15 protein-coding genes are annotated in these 19,029 nt (G+C 51.5%); 8 read left to right on the top strand and 7 right to left on the bottom strand.

What is annotated here, in order from left to right; translation table 11 throughout:
- Positions 1-18: 18 nt before the first annotated feature.
- The 3 genes from SH248x_RS10400 to dnaK form a co-directional block, all read right to left on the bottom strand.
- Positions 19-1,107 (bottom strand): toll/interleukin-1 receptor domain-containing protein, encoded by a 1,089-nt coding sequence (locus SH248x_RS10400; RefSeq protein ID WP_459558474.1) that lies wholly within the window; start codon positions 1,105-1,107, stop codon positions 19-21.
- A gap of 67 nt (positions 1,108-1,174) precedes the next feature.
- Positions 1,175-2,455, bottom strand: a complete 1,281-nt coding sequence (locus SH248x_RS10405; RefSeq protein ID WP_459558475.1) for a hypothetical protein — start codon at positions 2,453-2,455, stop codon at positions 1,175-1,177.
- Positions 2,456-2,524: 69 nt separating this feature from the next.
- The gene (dnaK, locus tag SH248x_RS10410) at positions 2,525-4,432 is read right to left on the bottom strand and encodes an Hsp70 family protein (protein WP_459558476.1); all 1,908 of its coding nucleotides are present in this window, start codon (positions 4,430-4,432) and stop codon (positions 2,525-2,527) included.
- 603 nt (positions 4,433-5,035) lie between these two features.
- Here dnaK and pheA point away from each other — a divergent pair.
- The gene (pheA, locus tag SH248x_RS10415; protein ID WP_459558477.1) at positions 5,036-6,205 is read left to right on the top strand and encodes a bifunctional chorismate mutase/prephenate dehydratase; all 1,170 of its coding nucleotides are present in this window, start codon (positions 5,036-5,038) and stop codon (positions 6,203-6,205) included.
- Positions 6,206-6,321: 116 nt separating this feature from the next.
- Here pheA and SH248x_RS10420 read toward each other — a convergent pair whose 3' ends face one another.
- The 4 genes from SH248x_RS10420 to SH248x_RS10435 form a co-directional block, all read right to left on the bottom strand.
- Positions 6,322-7,137, bottom strand: a complete 816-nt coding sequence (locus tag SH248x_RS10420; RefSeq protein ID WP_459558478.1) for a glycerophosphodiester phosphodiesterase — start codon at positions 7,135-7,137, stop codon at positions 6,322-6,324.
- 289 nt (positions 7,138-7,426) lie between these two features.
- On the bottom strand, positions 7,427-7,987 hold the full coding sequence (locus SH248x_RS10425) for a hypothetical protein (protein WP_459558479.1): 561 nt from the start codon (positions 7,985-7,987) through the stop codon (positions 7,427-7,429).
- A gap of 735 nt (positions 7,988-8,722) precedes the next feature.
- Positions 8,723-9,835 (bottom strand): hypothetical protein, encoded by a 1,113-nt coding sequence (locus SH248x_RS10430; RefSeq protein ID WP_459558480.1) that lies wholly within the window; start codon positions 9,833-9,835, stop codon positions 8,723-8,725.
- Positions 9,836-10,932: 1,097 nt separating this feature from the next.
- Positions 10,933-12,813, bottom strand: a complete 1,881-nt coding sequence (locus SH248x_RS10435) for a M14 family zinc carboxypeptidase (protein WP_459558481.1) — start codon at positions 12,811-12,813, stop codon at positions 10,933-10,935.
- A 333-nt stretch (positions 12,814-13,146) separates the two neighbouring features.
- Between SH248x_RS10435 and aroF the strand changes: the two genes are divergently transcribed.
- The 7 genes from aroF (at position 13,147) to SH248x_RS10470 (ending at position 18,859) form a co-directional block, all read left to right on the top strand.
- Positions 13,147-14,181, top strand: a complete 1,035-nt coding sequence (gene aroF, locus SH248x_RS10440; RefSeq protein WP_459558482.1) for a 3-deoxy-7-phosphoheptulonate synthase — start codon at positions 13,147-13,149, stop codon at positions 14,179-14,181.
- A gap of 64 nt (positions 14,182-14,245) precedes the next feature.
- Positions 14,246-15,010 carry a triose-phosphate isomerase family protein gene (gene tpiA / locus SH248x_RS10445; RefSeq protein WP_459558483.1) on the top strand — a complete coding sequence of 255 codons (765 nt, stop codon included), beginning with the start codon at positions 14,246-14,248 and terminating at the stop codon, positions 15,008-15,010.
- 331 nt (positions 15,011-15,341) lie between these two features.
- Positions 15,342-15,800 (top strand): SRPBCC family protein, encoded by a 459-nt coding sequence (locus SH248x_RS10450; protein ID WP_459558484.1) that lies wholly within the window; start codon positions 15,342-15,344, stop codon positions 15,798-15,800.
- 434 nt (positions 15,801-16,234) lie between these two features.
- On the top strand, positions 16,235-16,732 hold the full coding sequence (gene secG / locus SH248x_RS10455; protein ID WP_459558485.1) for a preprotein translocase subunit SecG: 498 nt from the start codon (positions 16,235-16,237) through the stop codon (positions 16,730-16,732).
- A 119-nt stretch (positions 16,733-16,851) separates the two neighbouring features.
- Positions 16,852-17,736, top strand: coding sequence for a YicC family protein (locus SH248x_RS10460; protein WP_459558486.1), 885 nt, complete (start codon positions 16,852-16,854; stop codon positions 17,734-17,736).
- Positions 17,737-17,910: 174 nt separating this feature from the next.
- On the top strand, positions 17,911-18,543 hold the full coding sequence (gene gmk, locus SH248x_RS10465; protein ID WP_459558487.1) for a guanylate kinase: 633 nt from the start codon (positions 17,911-17,913) through the stop codon (positions 18,541-18,543).
- A gap of 43 nt (positions 18,544-18,586) precedes the next feature.
- On the top strand, positions 18,587-18,859 hold the full coding sequence (locus tag SH248x_RS10470; RefSeq protein ID WP_459558488.1) for a DNA-directed RNA polymerase subunit omega: 273 nt from the start codon (positions 18,587-18,589) through the stop codon (positions 18,857-18,859).
- Positions 18,860-19,029 lie beyond the last annotated feature (170 nt).

Consider the following 19,029-nt stretch of genomic DNA (forward strand, 5'->3'; position numbering starts at 1 on the left):
GTCCAGAAGGATTTCGGTTTAGAAAAGTGAAATGGATCCATCTTCCATCATTACATGATAGTCGCGTCCAGATCTTTGGTTGATGAAACTAGCGATATTTTCAAAAGCCTCAAACTGTTTGCGAAAGAGTACACAACCACGTAATGATTTGTTCTTGTCGAATGCAGCAACGATTGCGTCAGCCTGTTCAGGCGTCAGTGCATCGACAGTCCTAAGTAAAGCACCTCGATCATAAAGTTCACCATAATCGGTGACAGTTGAAAGTGAGCGAACAATCGTGTCAGTGATTTTTCCAGTCGCAAAAATAACTCTAGCTATGTGAAATGCTGCTCTATCCCAGCTACATCTTATTGCTTGAAATTTACCAATGAAGCCATAAGGCCCCGTGCCTAAATCTAGAGCAACGCATTTAACCCCTCTTGCCAGAGCGTAACCGATCTCTTGATCAGTCCAGTTGCTTTCATGAAAATTTGTTGTCATCAGTGCCGCAAACCCATCCATGGTAGACAGAGCACTTTCGATCTCAGTCTGCCATAGCTCTGATGGCTCAATATCTTCGTGAGCAACAAAGCTTGATATTCCGTAACCAAGAAGAGTTTTCTTAACGACTGCAGTTTCTTTTTTAAACTCGTCGCGATGGCTTAAGAAAAGTCTATAATGCCCCGGTTCCCAGAGTCTCTTTATCGCATTTTTCGGTACCTTTTTAACACCTGAGAGTAAAAGTCCAGAGTTCTGTCGCCAGTCGACGTCAACATCTACACGTGCTTGTACTCTGACAGAATGGATGTACTCGTTCTGCCACGTCAGCAGGGGATTAAGATCCGTTCGGATTGTCTCTACGACTTGATATTGCGAGTCCGCTACTTTGAAATAAGTTTCGTCAGGAATTGTGAAAACTATCTCGTGGCCTGATATCCCACCGTTCCAATTGTCCCAATGAACGTCACGGATCAAGTCGTACTCGGAATTGACGAGCACTTCCTGAAGAAGTATGTTTTTCTTGACCTGGTAGAATTTATATAGACGCGCAATCGCCATCTCAATTTCATGATTGTCGCCATTTTTTTCAGTTCCCACCACATTCTCCCCGCAATGCTTGCGATGCATGCTCCATAGAACTTGAGACTGGGCATGGGGTAATTGGCGTTAGCACGCCATCCCAGTACTCCCGAATTCAGTCTAATGACTCCCAAAACTCTTGTTCGCGGTCCGGATCTACTAAATTACGAAGAATTTTTTTATCGGGGAAGGCAGCTGAAACCCGATCAAGAACAACAGTTGCCAAAGATCGGAGACGAGTAAGCTTGTCGGGATTTTTGATCCGTCGTTTCAAGATCTCATTGTTCTTAATACAATCTACAAATGCAGCGGCTGCTTCATCGTCGAAAGATGCCATCATTTCAGGAATATGTGTCGCCGCCACATTTGCATAAAAATTTGTGCGAGAAAACTGTGGGCTGGACCCGACTTTGCCGACGTAGGTTAACGTGATTGCAGAGACGTATTTGCTTATGATGTCGGAAGGAATAAGTGAACTGTACGGCTTTAAAAGTTTTACCGCAGTGTTCTCTTCGCCCCAGTTGTCTAGATTGTTCGTCAGCCGTTCTAACAATGGTTCAATCACGTAGCGTCTCGCAGATGCTGAAAGATAACGAGAAGCTTTCATCAACCTGACAAATTTGAATGCGAGTTTTGTGCATCTTGTATTTCCTTTTGACATCACCTGATCGACTCTTCGGACGATTTGAAGCTTGTTTTCCTTTGACACGACCTTCCAAAGAATCGGCGCAACTACTTCAATGTTTCCGCGCAAATCTGATGGAGTTTGTTCGTTAGTGTAAGTGGTAAACAACCTATTGATAAGTTCGTTTTTGTAAATTGCTGGTAGGTCTCCAATCGAATTTTCGATTGCAATTTCGCTTCTATCGAACTCAGATGTTGCCATCGTCGAAAGATACTCATCAATGTCGATTATCTCTAGTGGATATGGCTCCTGTAAGACATACTTAGCACAGTCATCAAGCATTGCCAACACTTTTAGTAGTGACGGTTCACTACTATCGGGATGGCCATCAAAAATATGGCGTACCTCTTTGCAATGCTTTAGGACTTTCGATGCTTCCCAACCGATAACTCCAATTTTATAGGCCCCGTCAATAAGATCGTCATCATTGACCAAGTTTTGGAAATCCTCGTACTCTTTTAACTCGCGTTTTTGCGGAGAAGCTTTGTTGAATAACTTAAGGCTCCGGTGCATTACTTTCCTGCGAAGGTCATCAATCACCGCGTTCCATATGCAACCAATGGCACTCCGGTATCCGGCCACCGGGAGTACACGCATTGCTTCGGCTAAGTATTTGTTTTCGATCATGTCCTCTCGGACACTTTCCAAAACACGCTTGATAAGCTGCTCAGGAAACTCGTCTTTTTCTCTTTTAAGAATATTTGAAGCCATTGAAGTTCCTTGGTTCGGGACTAAAAAAAAGCCCCGGCTCATCGCCGGGGCTTTTTCGATTTCGAAGTCTTACTTCTTCTCAAACTCCGCATCAATCACATCATCCCCGCCGCCCGCATCGGCTGATGCTTCCGGTGCTCCGCCGGCGCCCGGTTGGGCGTTGGCGGCTTCGTAGATGTGTTTGCTGAGGGCGTGGGTGGCCTGGGTCAGTTCGTCGAGGGCGGACTTGATCGCGTCGGGATCGGTGCCCGCTTCGGCTTTCTTGACCTTTTCGATGGACGCTTCGATCGCGCTCTTGGAACCGGCGTCGAGTTTGTCGGCGTGTTCCTTGAGGGTCTTCTCGACTTCGTAGACCATCGTGTTGGCCTGGTTTTTCGCCTGGACGAGTTCGCGTTTCTTCTTGTCTTCGGCGGCGTGAGACTCGGCGTCTTTCTGCATCTTCTCGATCTCTTCTTTCGAGAGGCCGGAAGAATCCTTGATCGTCACCGATTGCTCTTTATTGGTTCCCTTGTCCTTGGCCTTGATCGACAGGATGCCGTTCTTATCGATGTCGAAGGTGACTTCGATTTGAGGCATGCCGCGAGGGGCAGGGGGGATGCCGTCGAGGTTGAACTGGCCGAGGAGTCGGTTGTCGTTGGCCATCGGACGCTCGCCCTGGAAGGCTTTGATCGTCACGGCAGTCTGGTTGTCGGCCGCTGTGGAGAAGGTTTCCTTCTTCTCGAATGGGATCGTGGTGTTGCGTTCGATCAGAACGGTCATCACGCCCCCTTCGGTTTCGATCCCCAGAGACAGCGGTGTGACGTCGAGGAGGAGAATGTCTTTGTATTCTCCGGCCCCGGCGATGATCGCGCCTTGGATGGCGGCACCGATGGAAACGACTTCGTCCGGGTTGACCCCTTTGTGAGGCTCTTTCTTGAAGAGACTCTTGACGAATTCCATGACCTTCGGCACGCGGGTGGAACCGCCGACGAGAACGACTTCATCGATCTGCTCAGGAGTCAGCTTCGCATCTTTCAGCGCGTCGACAACTGGCTTGCGACAGCGTTCGACCAGCGGGTCGATGAGTTTTTCGAACTCAGCCCGGCTGATGGACATCTGAAGGTGCTTGGCTTCGGTTCCCTTCGCCGCGATGAACGGCAGGTTGATTTCGGTGTTGAAGGACGATGAGAGTTCCTTCTTGGCCTTTTCAGACGCTTCACGCAGACGCTGGAGGGCGGTCGGCTCTTTGCGGAGGTCGATGCCTTCTTCTTTGTTGAAGCGGTCTGCGATGTGGTTGATCAGAACTTCGTCGAAGTCATCGCCGCCGAGGTGGGTATCGCCGTTGGTCGAGAGGACCTGGACGAGTTCTTTGTCGACTTCGAGAATCGAGACGTCGAACGTACCGCCCCCGAGGTCGAAGACAGCGATCTTTTCGTCTTTCTTATTCTGAAGACCGTAGGCCAGAGCAGCAGCGGTCGGCTCGTTGATGATCCGCTCGACCTGCAGACCGGCGATTTGGCCAGCATCTTTGGTCGCGTTCCGCTGGGCGTCGTTGAAGTAGGCAGGGACGGTAATGACGGCCTTGGTCACTTTATGACCCAGGTAGTTTTCCGCGGCTTCCTTCAGTTTGCGCAGGACCTTGGCCGAGATTTCTGGCGGGGTGTAGTCCTTGCCGTTGACGTCAATTTTGACGTAATCATTGGCGCCGCCGACGACCTTGTAGGGGACCATCTTCTCTTCGCTTTGGACTTCGCTATGACGACGTCCCATGAAACGCTTGACGGAGTAGAGAGTATTCTTGGGGTTCATGACGGCCTGGCGCTTGGCAGGGTCCCCGACGAGTTCATCGCCTTTGTCGGTGAACGCGATGACGGACGGCGTCGTGCGGTTCCCTTCCTGGTTGGCGATGACCTTGACTTCTCCACCTTCCATGACAGACACGACCGAGTTGGTGGTACCCAGGTCGATCCCGATAATCTTTTCAACATCAACAGCCATATGGACTTCTCCCTCTCTGATTTATTGCTTTTGGGTTGTTTACCTCATGTCGCTGGCAGGGTGCCAGTTTGGGACGCGAATTCGCGTGGTGAGGGAGAAAAGCAAAGGGTATACCGAGCGAAAAAGTTTCGGGAGATGCCTGTTTTTTAAGGACTTACGTCGACACAGAATAGACTTGACGTGATTCCGCTGCCAAATCGACATTGCACACGCGTACCGTACCGGCCTCTATGAACGCCGTTTTGGCATTCCCTTTCGTCGACCGGGAAAAACGCCGTCATGGTAAGCGGGCTGTGGTGGTTATGTGACCCCTTAGTCAGCAATCCTTTAGACTCTTTCCCTGCCGGGATTCCCGCCCCTTGACACTCTTTCACGGCACCGATACAAAGTGGAAACTGAATCCAGCATTCATTTTAGACCGTTTTTGCGGTTGGAATGACGTCATTTGAACATCAATGTTGTTTCAACGCTTGATGTTATGACCGAGCTGGACCTTCAACTGACCATGATCCTCACTTAGGGAATTGCCGGGCCTGTGCAAGTTCTCTGATTGATGTCCTCAATCCTTTATCGCCAAACCACTTACAACATCGGCGCACCTCCATGGCGAAGAAACCGACGAACTCCAAACCGCTTCGCAAAGTGCCAGAAGCTGCCCGTTCGAAGCCAGCCAAGCCTGCACCGGCGTCAAAACCCAAGGCTGCCAAAGGGGTTAGTGCCACTCAACAGCTGAAGAAAGTTGACGAGGAGATCGTCACCCTGCTGAATCGTCGCGCTGAGCTGATGATTGAGCAAATCGATAACCACGAAGAAGTTGCGTCGACCTTCAACGATCCGCAGAAGGAACGCGAGCTCTTCCAGACGCTCGAAAAACTGGCTGACGGCCCACTGCCGCTCAAAGTCGTTCACAGTATCTACCGCGAGATCATCAACGGCGTCCGCCATCACCTGCGTCCGTCTCGCGTGGCGTACCTGGGACCAGCCTATAGCTTCACGCACATTGCTGCGACTGACCGATTTGGCAGCAACGCGGACCTGGTGCCTGTCAATACGATCGCGGCGGTCTTTGATGAAGTGAACCGCGGGCATGTGGATTACGGCGTTGTGCCGATTGAGAACAGCACTGATGGTCGCATCGTTGATACGCTCGACATGTTCCAGCGACTGCCGCTGAAGATCTGCAGCGAAGTTCAAGTCAGCGTGCATCACAATCTGTTGAGCCGATCTCAGCGCAGCGAGATCACTGAAATCTACAGCAAGCCTCAAGCCTTGTCACAGTGCCGCGACTGGCTGGCTCGCAACATGCCGAAGGCTCAGCTGTTCGAAGTCACCAGCACTTCGACGGCGGCTCAACTGGCTCGCGATAAACCGGGAACAGGTGCGATTGCTTCGCGTCAGGCGGCCATTCAGTATGGCCTCGATACGATCGCTGCCAACATTGAAGACAACCCGAACAACATCACGCGTTTCGCGGTCATCGGCGATGATGTCACCAAGCCAACCGGCCACGATCGCACGAGCCTGCTGTTGCATATCCCGCACTCACCTGGCTCGCTGTCGGATGCGTTGAACGCGTTCAAACGCAATCAGGTCAACCTGACCTGGATCGAGTCCTTCCCACTGCGTGGCACGGCCAACAGCTACCTGTTCTTCCTCGACTTCGAAGGCCACCAGGACGAGCCGGAGGTCAAGAAGACCCTGCAGGAACTGGAGAAGAAGGCTGTGTCGCTGCGACTGCTGGGGAGTTATCCGCGAAGCGAGCCGATTGATTAGTAGGGCTTGGGGCTTGGGGCTTAGGGCTTAGGGCTTGGGGCTTAGTTGAGACAAAGAAAACGGGGTGGGAGTTTTTAGGCTTCCACCCCGTTTTTTCGTTTGTTGTTTTGAATTCTCTATTTGCTGAGCGCCTCGCGGATGAAGGCGGGGCGGTTGGTGGTGATGGAGTCGACGCCGAGGGTTTGGTAGCGTTTGGCCTGGTCGGGGCTGTCGACGGTCCAGACGTGAAATTCGAAGCCGGCTTTGCGGACGGCGCTGACGAAGTCTTCGGTGATGACTTCGTCGTTGGCCTGGGTGCCGAAGCCGGTGGCGCCGGTCTTTTTCAGCGTGGCGAGGACTTCCGGCAGGGCAGGGGTCCAGGTGGTCTGGCCTTCGGGTTTCTTGTAGCCGGTGAGCCAGTTGCATTTGTACTGGGGGATCTGCTGGCGGCAGGCGATGACGACATCGGTGCTGAAGGCGATGATGATGATCTGGTCGTCTGTGAGGCCGGAGGCTTCGAGGACTTTCTTCATCGGGGCGACGATTTCAGGACCGGCTTTGACTTCGACGTAGATCTTCTTGCCTTCGGGAACGATCGCGAGGACTTCGGTGAGAAGCGGGATCTTTTCACCGGCGAACTTGGGGTCTTTCCAGCTGCCGAAGTCGAGCTTGCGGAGTTCTTCGAGAGTGGCGTTTTTGGGTTCGAAGTCGCTGGTCTGGCCGGTGGTGCGTTTGGTGGTTTTGTCGTGCAGGCAGACGATCTGGCCGTCGGCGGTCAGGTAGAAGTCCCCTTCGATGACATCGGCGCCCTGCTTCCAGGCTTCGTGGAAAGCGGACATGGTGTTCTCGGGAGCATCAAAGGAAGCGCCGCGGTGGGCAACGATGATTTGTGCGTTGAGGGTCGAGGAATTCATCAGCCAAGTAGCCAGCAATAGAGTCCAGAGCATGCGCATGGGACTTTCTCCTGTTGAGTCGCGCGGACAGAAAGATCGTCGCAGCTTAGATAGTCGATCCGGGGGGACGAATCAAGAAGGGGGAACTTGTTGGGAAATTCATAAATGCCGAGAAAGGGAGGGGAGAGATGTGGTCAACATCTGGTCTCTGGTTGGCATTTAGGGATGAAATCTGGGGCAAAAATATCCATGACAAGGCGGTAGCACAACAAATAGTGACCGACTGTACTATGCACTCAGCTTCGGTAAACCCGCTCTGTAAAGCAACTGAAACGCTCTAAGCCCGACTTTAAAGTCGTTTAACAGCAGCCTCCATTTTCAAAGAGTCAATCACCTCCTGCGAAAATTTAAGATCTTTTCTTGAGAGAAGCTCCTGTACAAATTTCGGAAACTCTTCTTGACCATGAATCATCTTCAAACAACGAGTACAACTTCTCACTTGAGAAGAGCGTTTTAGCTCCAGCATCTGTTTGACAATGCGATCAACAGGTGGAGAAGACATCTGACTGAGAGCAACTTCCGAAGGATATCCCAATGCTTTATTTCCGTAATCTGATATTAGAATTAGACGATCAATGACTTTCTCTTCAGGAAAAAAAGAGCACGCAAATACGAGTTGCACTTGTTGATCAGTAAGCAACCTTGCTTTCTCATTTTCTTTTGGAAGCGAATCCAGAAGAAACAAGATTTGCTTATCCTTAGATTCAATTGTGTTAATTGCTCTTAAAGTGTTTTCATCAAAATGCCATTCAATGTCTTTAAATGGTTTGTCGGGCACTGTGATTGGTTGAACAGAAAGCTGATCTGCGAAAGTAACACTACAGCAAAACAGTATCGTTAGAATATTCATTGGACATCCCTATTCTGGGCCAGGTGGCATGGTCATGAATCAGGGGAACTCGTGCCATGCTTGCAGCTTTGGGCAAGCATGCTCTGCGATGTTGGTCGACGCTCAATCAAGCGGTAAAATCACATGCTCACCCAAAGCTGCTGTCTTTTATACACAAGTCTGTGAACAGGGCACCCGACATACTTGGTCCCCTGTGTCAACCACAAGATATTCGGCATTAGTTGTACTGTGAGGCCCAAGGAATTGTGGTTCCAACTTGTGTATAAAAGACAGCCCAAAGCTGTGAGCATGGCACGAAAACTTCTGAATTGCGAGCATGCCACCCCGCCTTTTTTGGCACGATCAAGGAGTAGCGTCACAACAGTCGGTTGCAGCAGCCGATTTAGGACAGACGGAACCATGTGGCAAATTTCCATCCCATATAACCTGCAAAGAACTGCAGAAACGGTAACCCTGTTGAAAGCAGGAAGCCGACACCGATGTTTGCGCCGTCACTGGACGAAGACATTATCGTCATTCCGTAACAAACAAGGATCAGAAGTGATGTTACGACCGCAACCGATGCACACGCAACGATCGAGGTGTGTGTTGAAACGCCGAAAAACGTGCGAATGAGCTCAATGGCAAAGAAAGGCATGAGACAATAGAAATAAAGAAGCCACACATTGAACAGGCAAGCGAGTGACAGACACGCACTGGATAGTAACGCTAGGAGAATCGTATAGTGAAAATGCTTCATGGCGATACCAGCATGACAACTTTACTGCGTAATCCTCCTTCGCCGGCTCTTTCACTGCGATCCTCAAACCATGCAATGAGATCGTTTCCAAATGCCTCAATAGAAACAATACCTGATCCAGTACTGCTTTGTATGCTTGTCTGGCCGATTGGCTGGCCTTCACTGGACAACTGGCAGACAACGACTGACTTTCCCTTTCTTCCCATGTAATACACATTTTTAGCATCGGTCGCAGTCACGGACAATCTGTTGAAAACTGATCCTAAGCCTTGTTCGCAGTCTCGTTTCCAATTGACTTGCAACGTGTCACTCAAAGAAAATACGCTGTAAGATGAGGACATTGACTTCCCACGATCAATGGTAAGTACAAAACCATCACCAAATTGAGCAATATCAGGATTTCTTCCTTCAAATTGCGACGAGCTAGTGACTGTTCCTTGCTGACTATTAACACGTGCTACGTAAACAACATCATGTTTCACTGGGGTAAGTCCATTTGTGCCGATCGTAGCGACGAGTATAAAGTCTCCGCTAACGTCCTCAACAGCGGAGTGGAAAATAAACTGTTGATTCTGTTGGTCATGATTTAGTGAGAATTCTCTGGCCCAGACGATGTTACCAGATAAATCGATACAAACAAGTTGTGGCTTCCCAACCTGATCACCGAATAAACAAAAGGTTTGGTTTCGATCGGAATATGCTAGAACAGAAGCACTCGTGACCTTCAAATCTTCAGCACCTCTTGTCCACAACAACTTTCCTGCAAATGAGTAAAACGACAGTACGGTTTTAAGGTCGGCCTTAGTGTAAGCTATTCCTACACCACTCCCAGTCACTGTTATACCGATAACTGGATACTTGGTCATCGTTTCGGATTCAAGCCACTTCTCTACCAAAATTGATTGGAGTCGATCACCTTCTTGACGTCCAATGTGAACCAAGCTCAACTCACCTGATTGTCTTGTTTTCGACATCGTAAGTTCTGCAACCCACATCGAATCAGCGCTTGAAGCCGCGGACGCAAAAATTGAGTTGCCTGTATTCGCGGAAGTTAGTTCCCAACTGATGGTAAGAGCCGCAAATTGATACATGCACAAAATAAATATCATAAATCACTCCTTAGGGATCGCAGCACACACAAAATTTAAGCTGTCCTGTTGTGTAAAATTGCCCACCGAATAGTTCAACATAATTCGCATAGTCATTGGCAAGATCCATGCAGTCTGCGGGACTTGTAACGAGGTTACATGGTGGATTACCTGCTAACATGCATATACGTTCCAAATCTTGTCGAAAAGTATAATCTGATGAAGCTCGACTTTTGTTACATGTTTGATAACCAAGGTCGTGTGTATGGCAGGCATCCCCAAAATCAGTTGAAGTAATCCCGCAAGGATCTTCTGGGACATACGAGCAACCATTACCGCCCTTGGGACGAGGCCCTTGAAGACGTAGTCGGCATCGTTCGAGAGCAGCAGCATCGACTATTTTTTTCGGACAACCAGTGCCGTTTGGGCATCCACAACTATCCATTCGATCATCTGCTCCATAGTTCATTGTCCGAAGATCAAAAATATCACAGATATAGCATCCATCATTTTCACCATCGTTGCCGACATTATCACACCGAAAGCAGTCTTCTTTCTCTGGATCAGTGTCTATGTTGCAGGGGTAACAGTAGCGTTCCCCATTATTCTTTACGCAGTTCTTGCAATCATCAGCGATTTCATCGTTATTGTTGTCACATTCCTGGCACGTGAGCACCCCACCTTGTGAACTACAATTCGGACATTTATCTGTAGAATTCGGGCATACAGCGCCATTGGGATGGCAATAACGCGCTACCACATTCCCATTGGCATCCTTACATTCACATGGACATTCCCCGCATGGAGATCCATCCGGGCACTTTGCAATTGGATTCCCCTCAGAGTCTCGACCGCAAGGCGCATCTGGCCCCTTCGAGGAAAGCTCCCCGGAACTGATGGGATCGGCCATCGGCCTCAGCGAAATTTCTTCGCCTTCCGACGAAGATGCTAATGTGACTGGCGACCGAACTGGTGAGCGTTGACAGGTGCAGTCCATCTCCGGTAATGGAGGTGGCGGTGGAACATCAGCACCAGTAAGACTGGCAGCAAAAATCGCTGTCCATAAAAACAAAGACATTCTAGTAATTCGCTTCACGTGGCTTACCTTTCTGAAATGACTATTGGAAGTGAGGGTATGCTTCAAGACGTTTTTCAAGGACGGTTTTCGCCTTTGGGTTGAGTTCTTCGAGTGAAGGCATCATTAACGTGTAGATCTCCGCGGAGACGGGATCGCGAATCTCCGGGCGGTAGTCGAAGTCGGGTTGATAATGCAGCCAATACTGAAATCGTTGGCGTTGTCTGTTCCAAACCCGATCCCGGAGTGGTTTGGATTCTTTCGAGGTCAGATAGAGAGCCGTCGCGCGAGCCATGTGGCCTCCCATGTCCCGCATCTGATCGAGGGACAGATGCTGGTCCTTGGCTTGCGAATTGACTTCGTAAAGCAGCCACAGCGTGCGATATCGTTCTTCCAGGAACTTTGTCAGGCGATGGTAATAGTTGTCTGGCCCCCAGATCTTTTTTTCGATTTTGAAATTGGAAGACTTCATGTTCGTGCCGATGTAAACGTGAAGACCTTGGGACCATTCATGGTCGGGCATGGATTTGGGGATGGAGCCACACGCCAAGTGAGACGCCTCAGCGGATTCCACGTTGTGGAGACTGATGGCGGCATCAACACGGCCCTGTCCGTTGTACCAATGGACAAAGAAGTCAGCCCAGGCGGTGGATTCCTGGCATAGATTGCCCATGCGAAACGTGTCCACCATCCGGTGATACGTCGCGTTTGCGGCGCCGTCGGGGTCGAGGATCGGGATGACCAGCAGGTTGACTTGTTTGAGCAGACGCTGGGCTTCGCGGTCGTCTGATAAAAAGTAGTCGACTGCTCCTTGCGTGAGCCAACTGGAATCGTGTTCGTCACCGTGTTCGCGGGCATAGATCAGGAGTGTCGGCTTGAGGCGGTAATCAGGTACATTCCGATCACTGACTTCGATCACGAAGAGAGGCCGACCTTGGGGTGTGTCGCCGATGTGGTGGACGACTGCTTCTGGATGACTTTTCAGACGCTGAACGTACTGATTCAGATAGGTGGGACTGAAGATCGGACGCATAGCAAGCATGACGTCATCGCTATCATACGTGTGCGTGATGCGAAGTTTTTTGTCGGCAACGGTCACGTCGGGGATGTAGTGCCAGTGGTCGCTCGTAGTGTCGGGGAGGAGAGCTCCGTTGCGGGCCTTGGAAGGCTTGAAATCAGAAGACAGGGAGTTGACACTCCCCGCTCGCCTGGGAGGTTCATCGCGGAGGAAGGCGTTGTAATCGTTGCAGTAGACCGGGTTGAGCGTGTGCCATTTGGAAGGGACACCTGCGAAGTCGATGATGACCTGCTGACCTTGGGCGTTCTTGAGTTGGAACGCGAAAAAGCCCGTGTAATCACGTCCCGACTGGAATTTGACTTCGAAGTGTTGAGGGGCAATCGTTTTGATATCCACATTTCGTAGTGAGCATTCGAAACCGGAGGAAAGCTCGATGCCCGTGGAATCGGTGGCTGATAGATTGATACCAGGAGGAGGTGGTAAGTAGGGGCGGAGGCCGATGATTTTATGATAGGCAACGGGTTTGGAGTGAGGAGGGGATGATTCATTCGAGGAAGTCGTGAGATCTGGAGTTTCGTTCGGAGTTATCACTGCTGTTGTGACGGCATTCGCATCGCTGTCGACGGTGGGATCACCTGAGTAAGCAGAGAGGTCGAAATTGTCAGGGAGCGCGGTGGGGAGATTGGGTACTGCAGAGTTGACAACTGGATCGGTTGCTGGCGGGATCGCGGCGACTTGTATTGGACGTGATGTCACGTCAGGCGACGCATTCATAAGAGATACCAGTTGATCCCCGAGAATGAAGACAGCCAGGGCGCCCACGCCCAATCCAGCGAAGTGGATTGGCGTCCAGCCGGCTGACTTCTTTTTACGCGTACGACGCTTGAGGGGAGGTGTGGCTGACATCTTGAACCTTGTTCACGAGAACATAAACTTACAACAACATGAGCAATTAAGATCAGTTCGTCAACAAAATTTTAGATGAAGAAATGATTTTGACATGTCTCATTGCGCGAAAACAGAAATCAGTAAGACGTCGTATTGAGGGGGATGATGTATTACAAACAAAGATTCATTTCCCACTAACATCTTAGCGGCCCCTCTTCCGTTCCTTGCAGGGCTGCAAGGATTGCTTCATAATCTGGGTGAGCGCCCTCGCGCAAGACTGCGCGGAGGGTCTGTGTTCATTTGGGGAACCGGACCGGCGTTTCGTGTGTCGTCCAGCCAAGGTGAATCGCCGTGATTATTGTTCTCAAAGAAAATACGACTGATAAAGAGCTCGAACACATCCTCGAGAAGATCAACGAGCTGGGTTTCCGTTCCGATGTCAGCCGGGGAGAGAAGCGAACTGTGGTTGGCGTGATTGGCGACGAAGAAAAGCTGCGTGAAGAGCCTCTCAAGGCGCTGCCAGGGGTCGAAAAAGTCATCTCCGTGCTCAAGCCGTACAAACTGGCGAGCCGGGAATTCCAGCGGGAAGACTCTGTTTTCGACCTGGGATATGGTGTCAAAGTCGGTGGCGGCAACCTGATGATGATCGCCGGACCGTGTGCGATCGAGGGGTACGATATCCTGCATGAGATCGCGGTCGCAGTGAAAAAAGCCGGGGCGAATGTCCTGCGAGGGGGTGCCTTCAAACCGCGGACGAGTCCGTACAGCTTCCAGGGGATGGGTGAAGAAGGGCTGAAGATTCTGCGGGATATTGGCCATTCGCTGGGGATGCCCGTCGTGACGGAAGTCATGGACCCGCGACAAGTTGATCTGGTGAACCGCTATACCGATCTGTTCCAGATCGGTGCCCGTAACATGCAGAACTTCAATCTGCTCAATGAAGTCGGCCAGACAAGTAAACCCGTCCTGCTCAAGCGTGGTATGTCCGCCACAGTCACCGACTTGCTGATGTCGGCTGAATATGTGCTCTCGAACGGAAACAAACGCGTGATTCTGTGCGAACGAGGTGTGCGTAGCTTTGATTCTTCGACACGTAACCTGCTGGATCTGGCTGCGATTCCGAACTCCAAGGGACTGTCACACCTGCCGATTATCGTCGACCCATCTCACGCGACGGGCCGTCCGGATCTGATCCCATCAATGTCGCTGGCGGGGATTGCTGCGGGTGCGGATGGGGTTCACATCGAAGTTCACTCCCAGCCTGAACTCGCCAAGAGCGATGGGCCACAGGCGTTGCTGCCGCATCAGTATGAAGAGCTGTGTGGCAAAATGCGGTCAATGGCGGAGTTGCTGGGGAAGACGATTCCGGTGTCTGGAAAAGCGTAAGACATTCACCACAAAGACACTAAGAACACAAAGCTTCACGAAGAGAAAAGGTTAAAGAACAGTCATGCGTAAGAAACTGGTTGCTGGTAACTGGAAGATGAATACGGACAGCAAGTCGGGCGTGGAGCTAGCCAAGGCTGTCGCGACTGCGGCTGGTAACGGGCACGACAAGGTTGATGTCCTGATTTGCCCTCCGTTCGTTTATCTGACGACCATTGCACAGGCGATCTCAGGGTCGGCTGTCAAACTGGGGGCTCAGAACTGCTACTTTGAAAAGCCAGGTGCTTTTACCGGCGAAACCGCTGTTTCAATGATCAAGGATGTTGGCGCGGGCTATGTCATTCTGGGTCACAGCGAACGTCGTCACGTTCTGCATGAATCCGATGAGTTGATCAACCGCAAGATGATTGCCGTCCTCGAAGGGGGATTGATTCCGGTCTTCTGCGTGGGCGAACTGCTCAGCGAACGCGAAGGGAACAAGACCGAAGCTGTTCTCGATACTCAGATGGAGAAGGGACTGGCCGGGATTTCCGAGTCTCAGCTTGGTCAGGTCGTGGTTGCTTATGAACCTGTCTGGGCGATTGGAACCGGCAAGACAGCTTCTCCAGAGCAGGCGGAAGAGGCTCATGCCTACATCCGTGGCTGGCTGGCGAAGCATTATTCGCAAGCTGCGGCTGACAAGATGCTGATCCTGTACGGCGGTAGCGTGAAGCCCGATAATGCCAAAGAACTGATGGCCAAGCCAAACGTCGACGGGGCGCTGGTTGGGGGTGCGAGTTTGAAGGCGGCGGATTTCGTCGGGATTATTGATGCGGCGAAATCGCTGTAGGGGGATTGAAGGTGCTGGTGAATTTTATCCGGCACGAAATTGACTCGATTCATGCCATTCAATAATTCGTTCGGAGTTGATTACAAAGCTGACCCGCCCCTACAGGGCGGAACGACTTCGGTGCCGCGTTTTCCCAGGATTTCATCCTGGGCTGACAGAAATCGTCCTTACAGGACGCAGAAAATTAGACAGGTCGACTGCCTGTTTTGTGTCGAACAGGTTTCCACCCTACTGAGAGCATGGTTTTTCCTGTCGAATTGGAGTTGGCGTGATCGACTAAGGGTGTTCGAGGACATCAACACCTTTTTCGAAGCCCAGCCAGGAGCGAATCATGTCGACTTCATCCAACACCGTTCGTCTGCACCGAGTTTTTACGGCTCCGCCGGAGCGAGTCTACAAGGCGTTCGTTGATGCGAAGGCGCTGGAGCGATGGCTGCCTCCGTTTGGTTTTCTGGGGACGATTCACGAGATCGATGCCCGGGTTGGTGGCGGGTATCGGATGTCGTTTACGAACTTCGGAGCGGGGAGTTCGCATTTTTTCAATGCGAAGTTCGTCGAGCTGACTCCGGGACAGCGGATTGTTCATACCGATACGTTTGAAGATCCGAACCTGCCGGGAGAAATGACCGTCACGATCGATTTCAGGAAGGTGATCTGCGGGACGGAATTGTCGATTGTGCAGGCCGGGATTCCGGAGGCGATTCCTGCTGAAATGTGCTATCTGGGGTGGCAGGAGTCTTTGACGCAGCTGAAGCAGCTGGTTGAGCCGGAGATTCCGGACGGGCAGTAAAAGAAATCCTTGCGGGTTATTTATGGAGTTTTCACACTTACACTGGATCGCTGCAGGTTTCGTGTTGTTGCTGATTGGCACGAATATCAATCTGAAATGTTATCGCGTTGTTCATCCCGAAGTCCTTGCTGCATTTTTTTTCGACATATATGGTCGGATGTGCGATTTTCGTTTCGTGGTTCTACATTTGGCGTCGGCCTCATGCAAATACCCAAAACGATCCCTCATCCGACCTCGAAGACTCGGCCACCTTCTCCCCGGGGGAGAAGGATCGGGAGGGGGGCCAGAAATGAAGTCATTTTTGTCGGGCTTCCCTCGGGGAGTCTGTTGAGGTAGCATCTTTTGCCCAAACTGCTACGATAGCGGTTTGTTTTCACTTCAGGAATTACTGCCCTCAGGAATTCGTAGACCGTCACCATCCAAGGGATTCGATTGTGCCGACATTCTTGTTACTGCTCACTGGATTTGTCAGCTTCCTGCTGATCGTCATCATTCTGCTGCAACGCGGACGGGGTGGCGGACTGGCCGGTGCCCTTGGCGGCATGGGTGGTCAGAGTGCTTTCGGTACTCGCGCGGGTGATGTTTTCACTCGTATTACAGTTGTGCTGGCGATCATCTGGACTGTGCTGGCTGGTCTGACCGGCATGGCGATGCAATCCGACAGTGGCGGGTTGTTCCCCGGTGGCACTGAAGCTGCCACAAGTATGGAATCAACGTCGCCCACCGGTGATGCTCCCCTCTCGCAACCAGCGGGTTCTGCACCTGTGATTTCCGAGCCTGCCACGTCGACACCGCTTGTCACGCCGCCTGCATCTGCTCTGGAACAACCAGCCGCTGCACCGCTGACTGGTGAGAGCGTTCCGCCAATGACCGAGACCAAACCTGAGTCGGTCCCCTCGACTCCGATCAGCACGCCTGCTGGCAGCAACTAATCGTTTCCTCATAACGCATTCGCTTTCAAAGCGGTTGTCCTGACGGGCTGCCGCTTTGTTGCATTGAACTTCCAACCGACTCTGAGTTTTCACGAGCCTTTTCGAGGACGTCACGACGCATGCTGCTGAGTATGACCGGTTTTGGTGACGTCCGTGTGTCCAGGGACGGTTTGACAGTCGCGGTCGAAATGCGGTCTGTCAACAATCGCTATCTGAAAGTCTCTGTCCGCTGCCCTGAGCTGTACGCCCCGTTTGAAAGTCGGATCGAGAAGCTGCTGCGAGAGAAGATTGACCGTGGGACAATCAACGTCAGCCTCAAGGTGCAGAACGCTCAGCAGGACTCGAAGTATTCGCTCAACCCGACCGTCCTGATGCATTACTGGCAGCAGGCCAAAGCCATCGCCAGTGAACTCGGACAACCCGTTCCTGCGATCACCGACTTCCTCTCACTGCCTGGTGCGCTGACCGAGTCGATGACCAAAGAGCAGGGGGATATCGAAGAGAACTGGCCGTTGATTGAGCAGGGGCTCAACGAAGCGCTCAAGAAGCTGTGTCACTTTCGTGAGACCGAAGGTGTCTCCATGCGAAACGAAATCGACGCGCGTGGCAAGTTCATTGGAGAAGAACTGGCGAAGGTCAAACTGCATGCTCCGAATGTTGTCACGGACTACCGCGACAAACTGCTGGACCGAATCAATCAGCTGCTTGCCGATACGAAAGTCCGCGTCGAGCCGAATGATGTCGTCAAGGAAGTCGGCATGTTCGCAGAACGCTGCGATATCCATGAAGAGATCACTCGCATGGAGTGTCACCTGCAGCAGCTGAGCGAGTTTTTGAACCATCGAGCCTCTCAAGGACGTAAGCTCGAATTCCTGTGTCAGGAGATGTTCCGCGAAGTCAATACGATCGCCTCGAAAGCCAATCACATTGGCATTTCACACGCGGTCGTCGAGATGAAAACGTCGATCGAGAAGATCCGCGAGTTAGTGCAGAACATTGAGTGAGCCTGAATCAAGAATTAGACACAGAGGGCACAGAGATCACAGAGGCGGTAGAGAAGAGCACGGGCATTCCTGTCCTTGGTAGGATACGGGTTAATCGTTTTGTCGTTCTCTTCTCTGAGACCTCTGTGTTCTCTGTGTCAAAAACTTCTCTCTGATCAACCAATAAAATCGTCCATGTCCATTGTGCTAATGAGTGAATCGATGACTGACGCCAACGCGACCTGCCGGCCTGGAATCCTGGTGATTTCCGGCCCGAGCGGGACGGGCAAGACGACCCTCGTCAACCGACTGATCGCGCAATCGCCTGTCCCCTTGAAGAAATCGGTTTCTGCAACGACTCGGTCTCCTCGCGCCGGAGAAGTCGATGGAGACGACTACTACTTCCTGTCACGCGAAGAGTTTCTCAAACGGGTCGAGAACAACGAATTCCTCGAGTACGAAGAAGTCCATAAGACGGGTCAGCTTTACGGCACACTCAAGTCACACGTCGACAATGCGCTCAACAACAACTGCTGGTCACTGCTGGAAGTTGACGTCGATGGCATGAAGAACATCACGCAGATCTATCCGGATGCGGTCACTGTCTTCCTGCTGAGTCCTTCTCAAGAAGTTTACGAGCAACGCCTGCGATCTCGCGGGACCGAGTCAGAAGAACTGATCACACGACGTCTGCAGACTGCTCAGCGTGAGCTGACGTTTGCAGACCGTTACCAATATCAAGTCGTCAATGATCAGCTCGACCGGGCTGTTCAGGAAATCTGCGACATTCTCACGCACAAGTCACAACTCACCAGCCAATCAAACTGAGCCCGGCTTACGCTGAGTTCAATCTACAGGGGAGACGGAAGTCATGATCGAAGATCTCAAAGAAGAGCAAATCGTCAACAAAGTCGGCGGGCGTTTCAAACTGTCGACGATCATTCAGAAGCGGATGGTCGCGCTGAACCGCGGTGCCCGTCCTCTGATCGAAACACAGAGCAAGAACCTCATGGAAATCGTCGTCCGTGAGATCCTCGAAGACAAGATCTACCTGGACCGCACGGGCAATGTCGCGATCCGCGGCGAAGTCGCTCCGGACGTCGATAAATTCGACGCTGGCCCGTCACTGGCGGATTTGATGTAATCAAGTCCTCGTTCCTTCTCCCTCGGGGAGAAGGTGGCCGAGTCTTCGAGGTCGGATGAGGGAACTCTGCGAATTACCCAACGCCCGCATCACTGTCCCTTCTCCCTTGAGGGGAGAAGGTGCCCGAAGGGCGGATGAGGGTGGGGCATAGGCACTATGTTCGTATTCAT

It is taken from the genome of Lacunimicrobium album, from assembly GCF_052161635.1.
In the GTDB taxonomy this organism is placed as follows: Bacteria; Planctomycetota; Planctomycetia; order Planctomycetales; family Planctomycetaceae; genus SXPC01.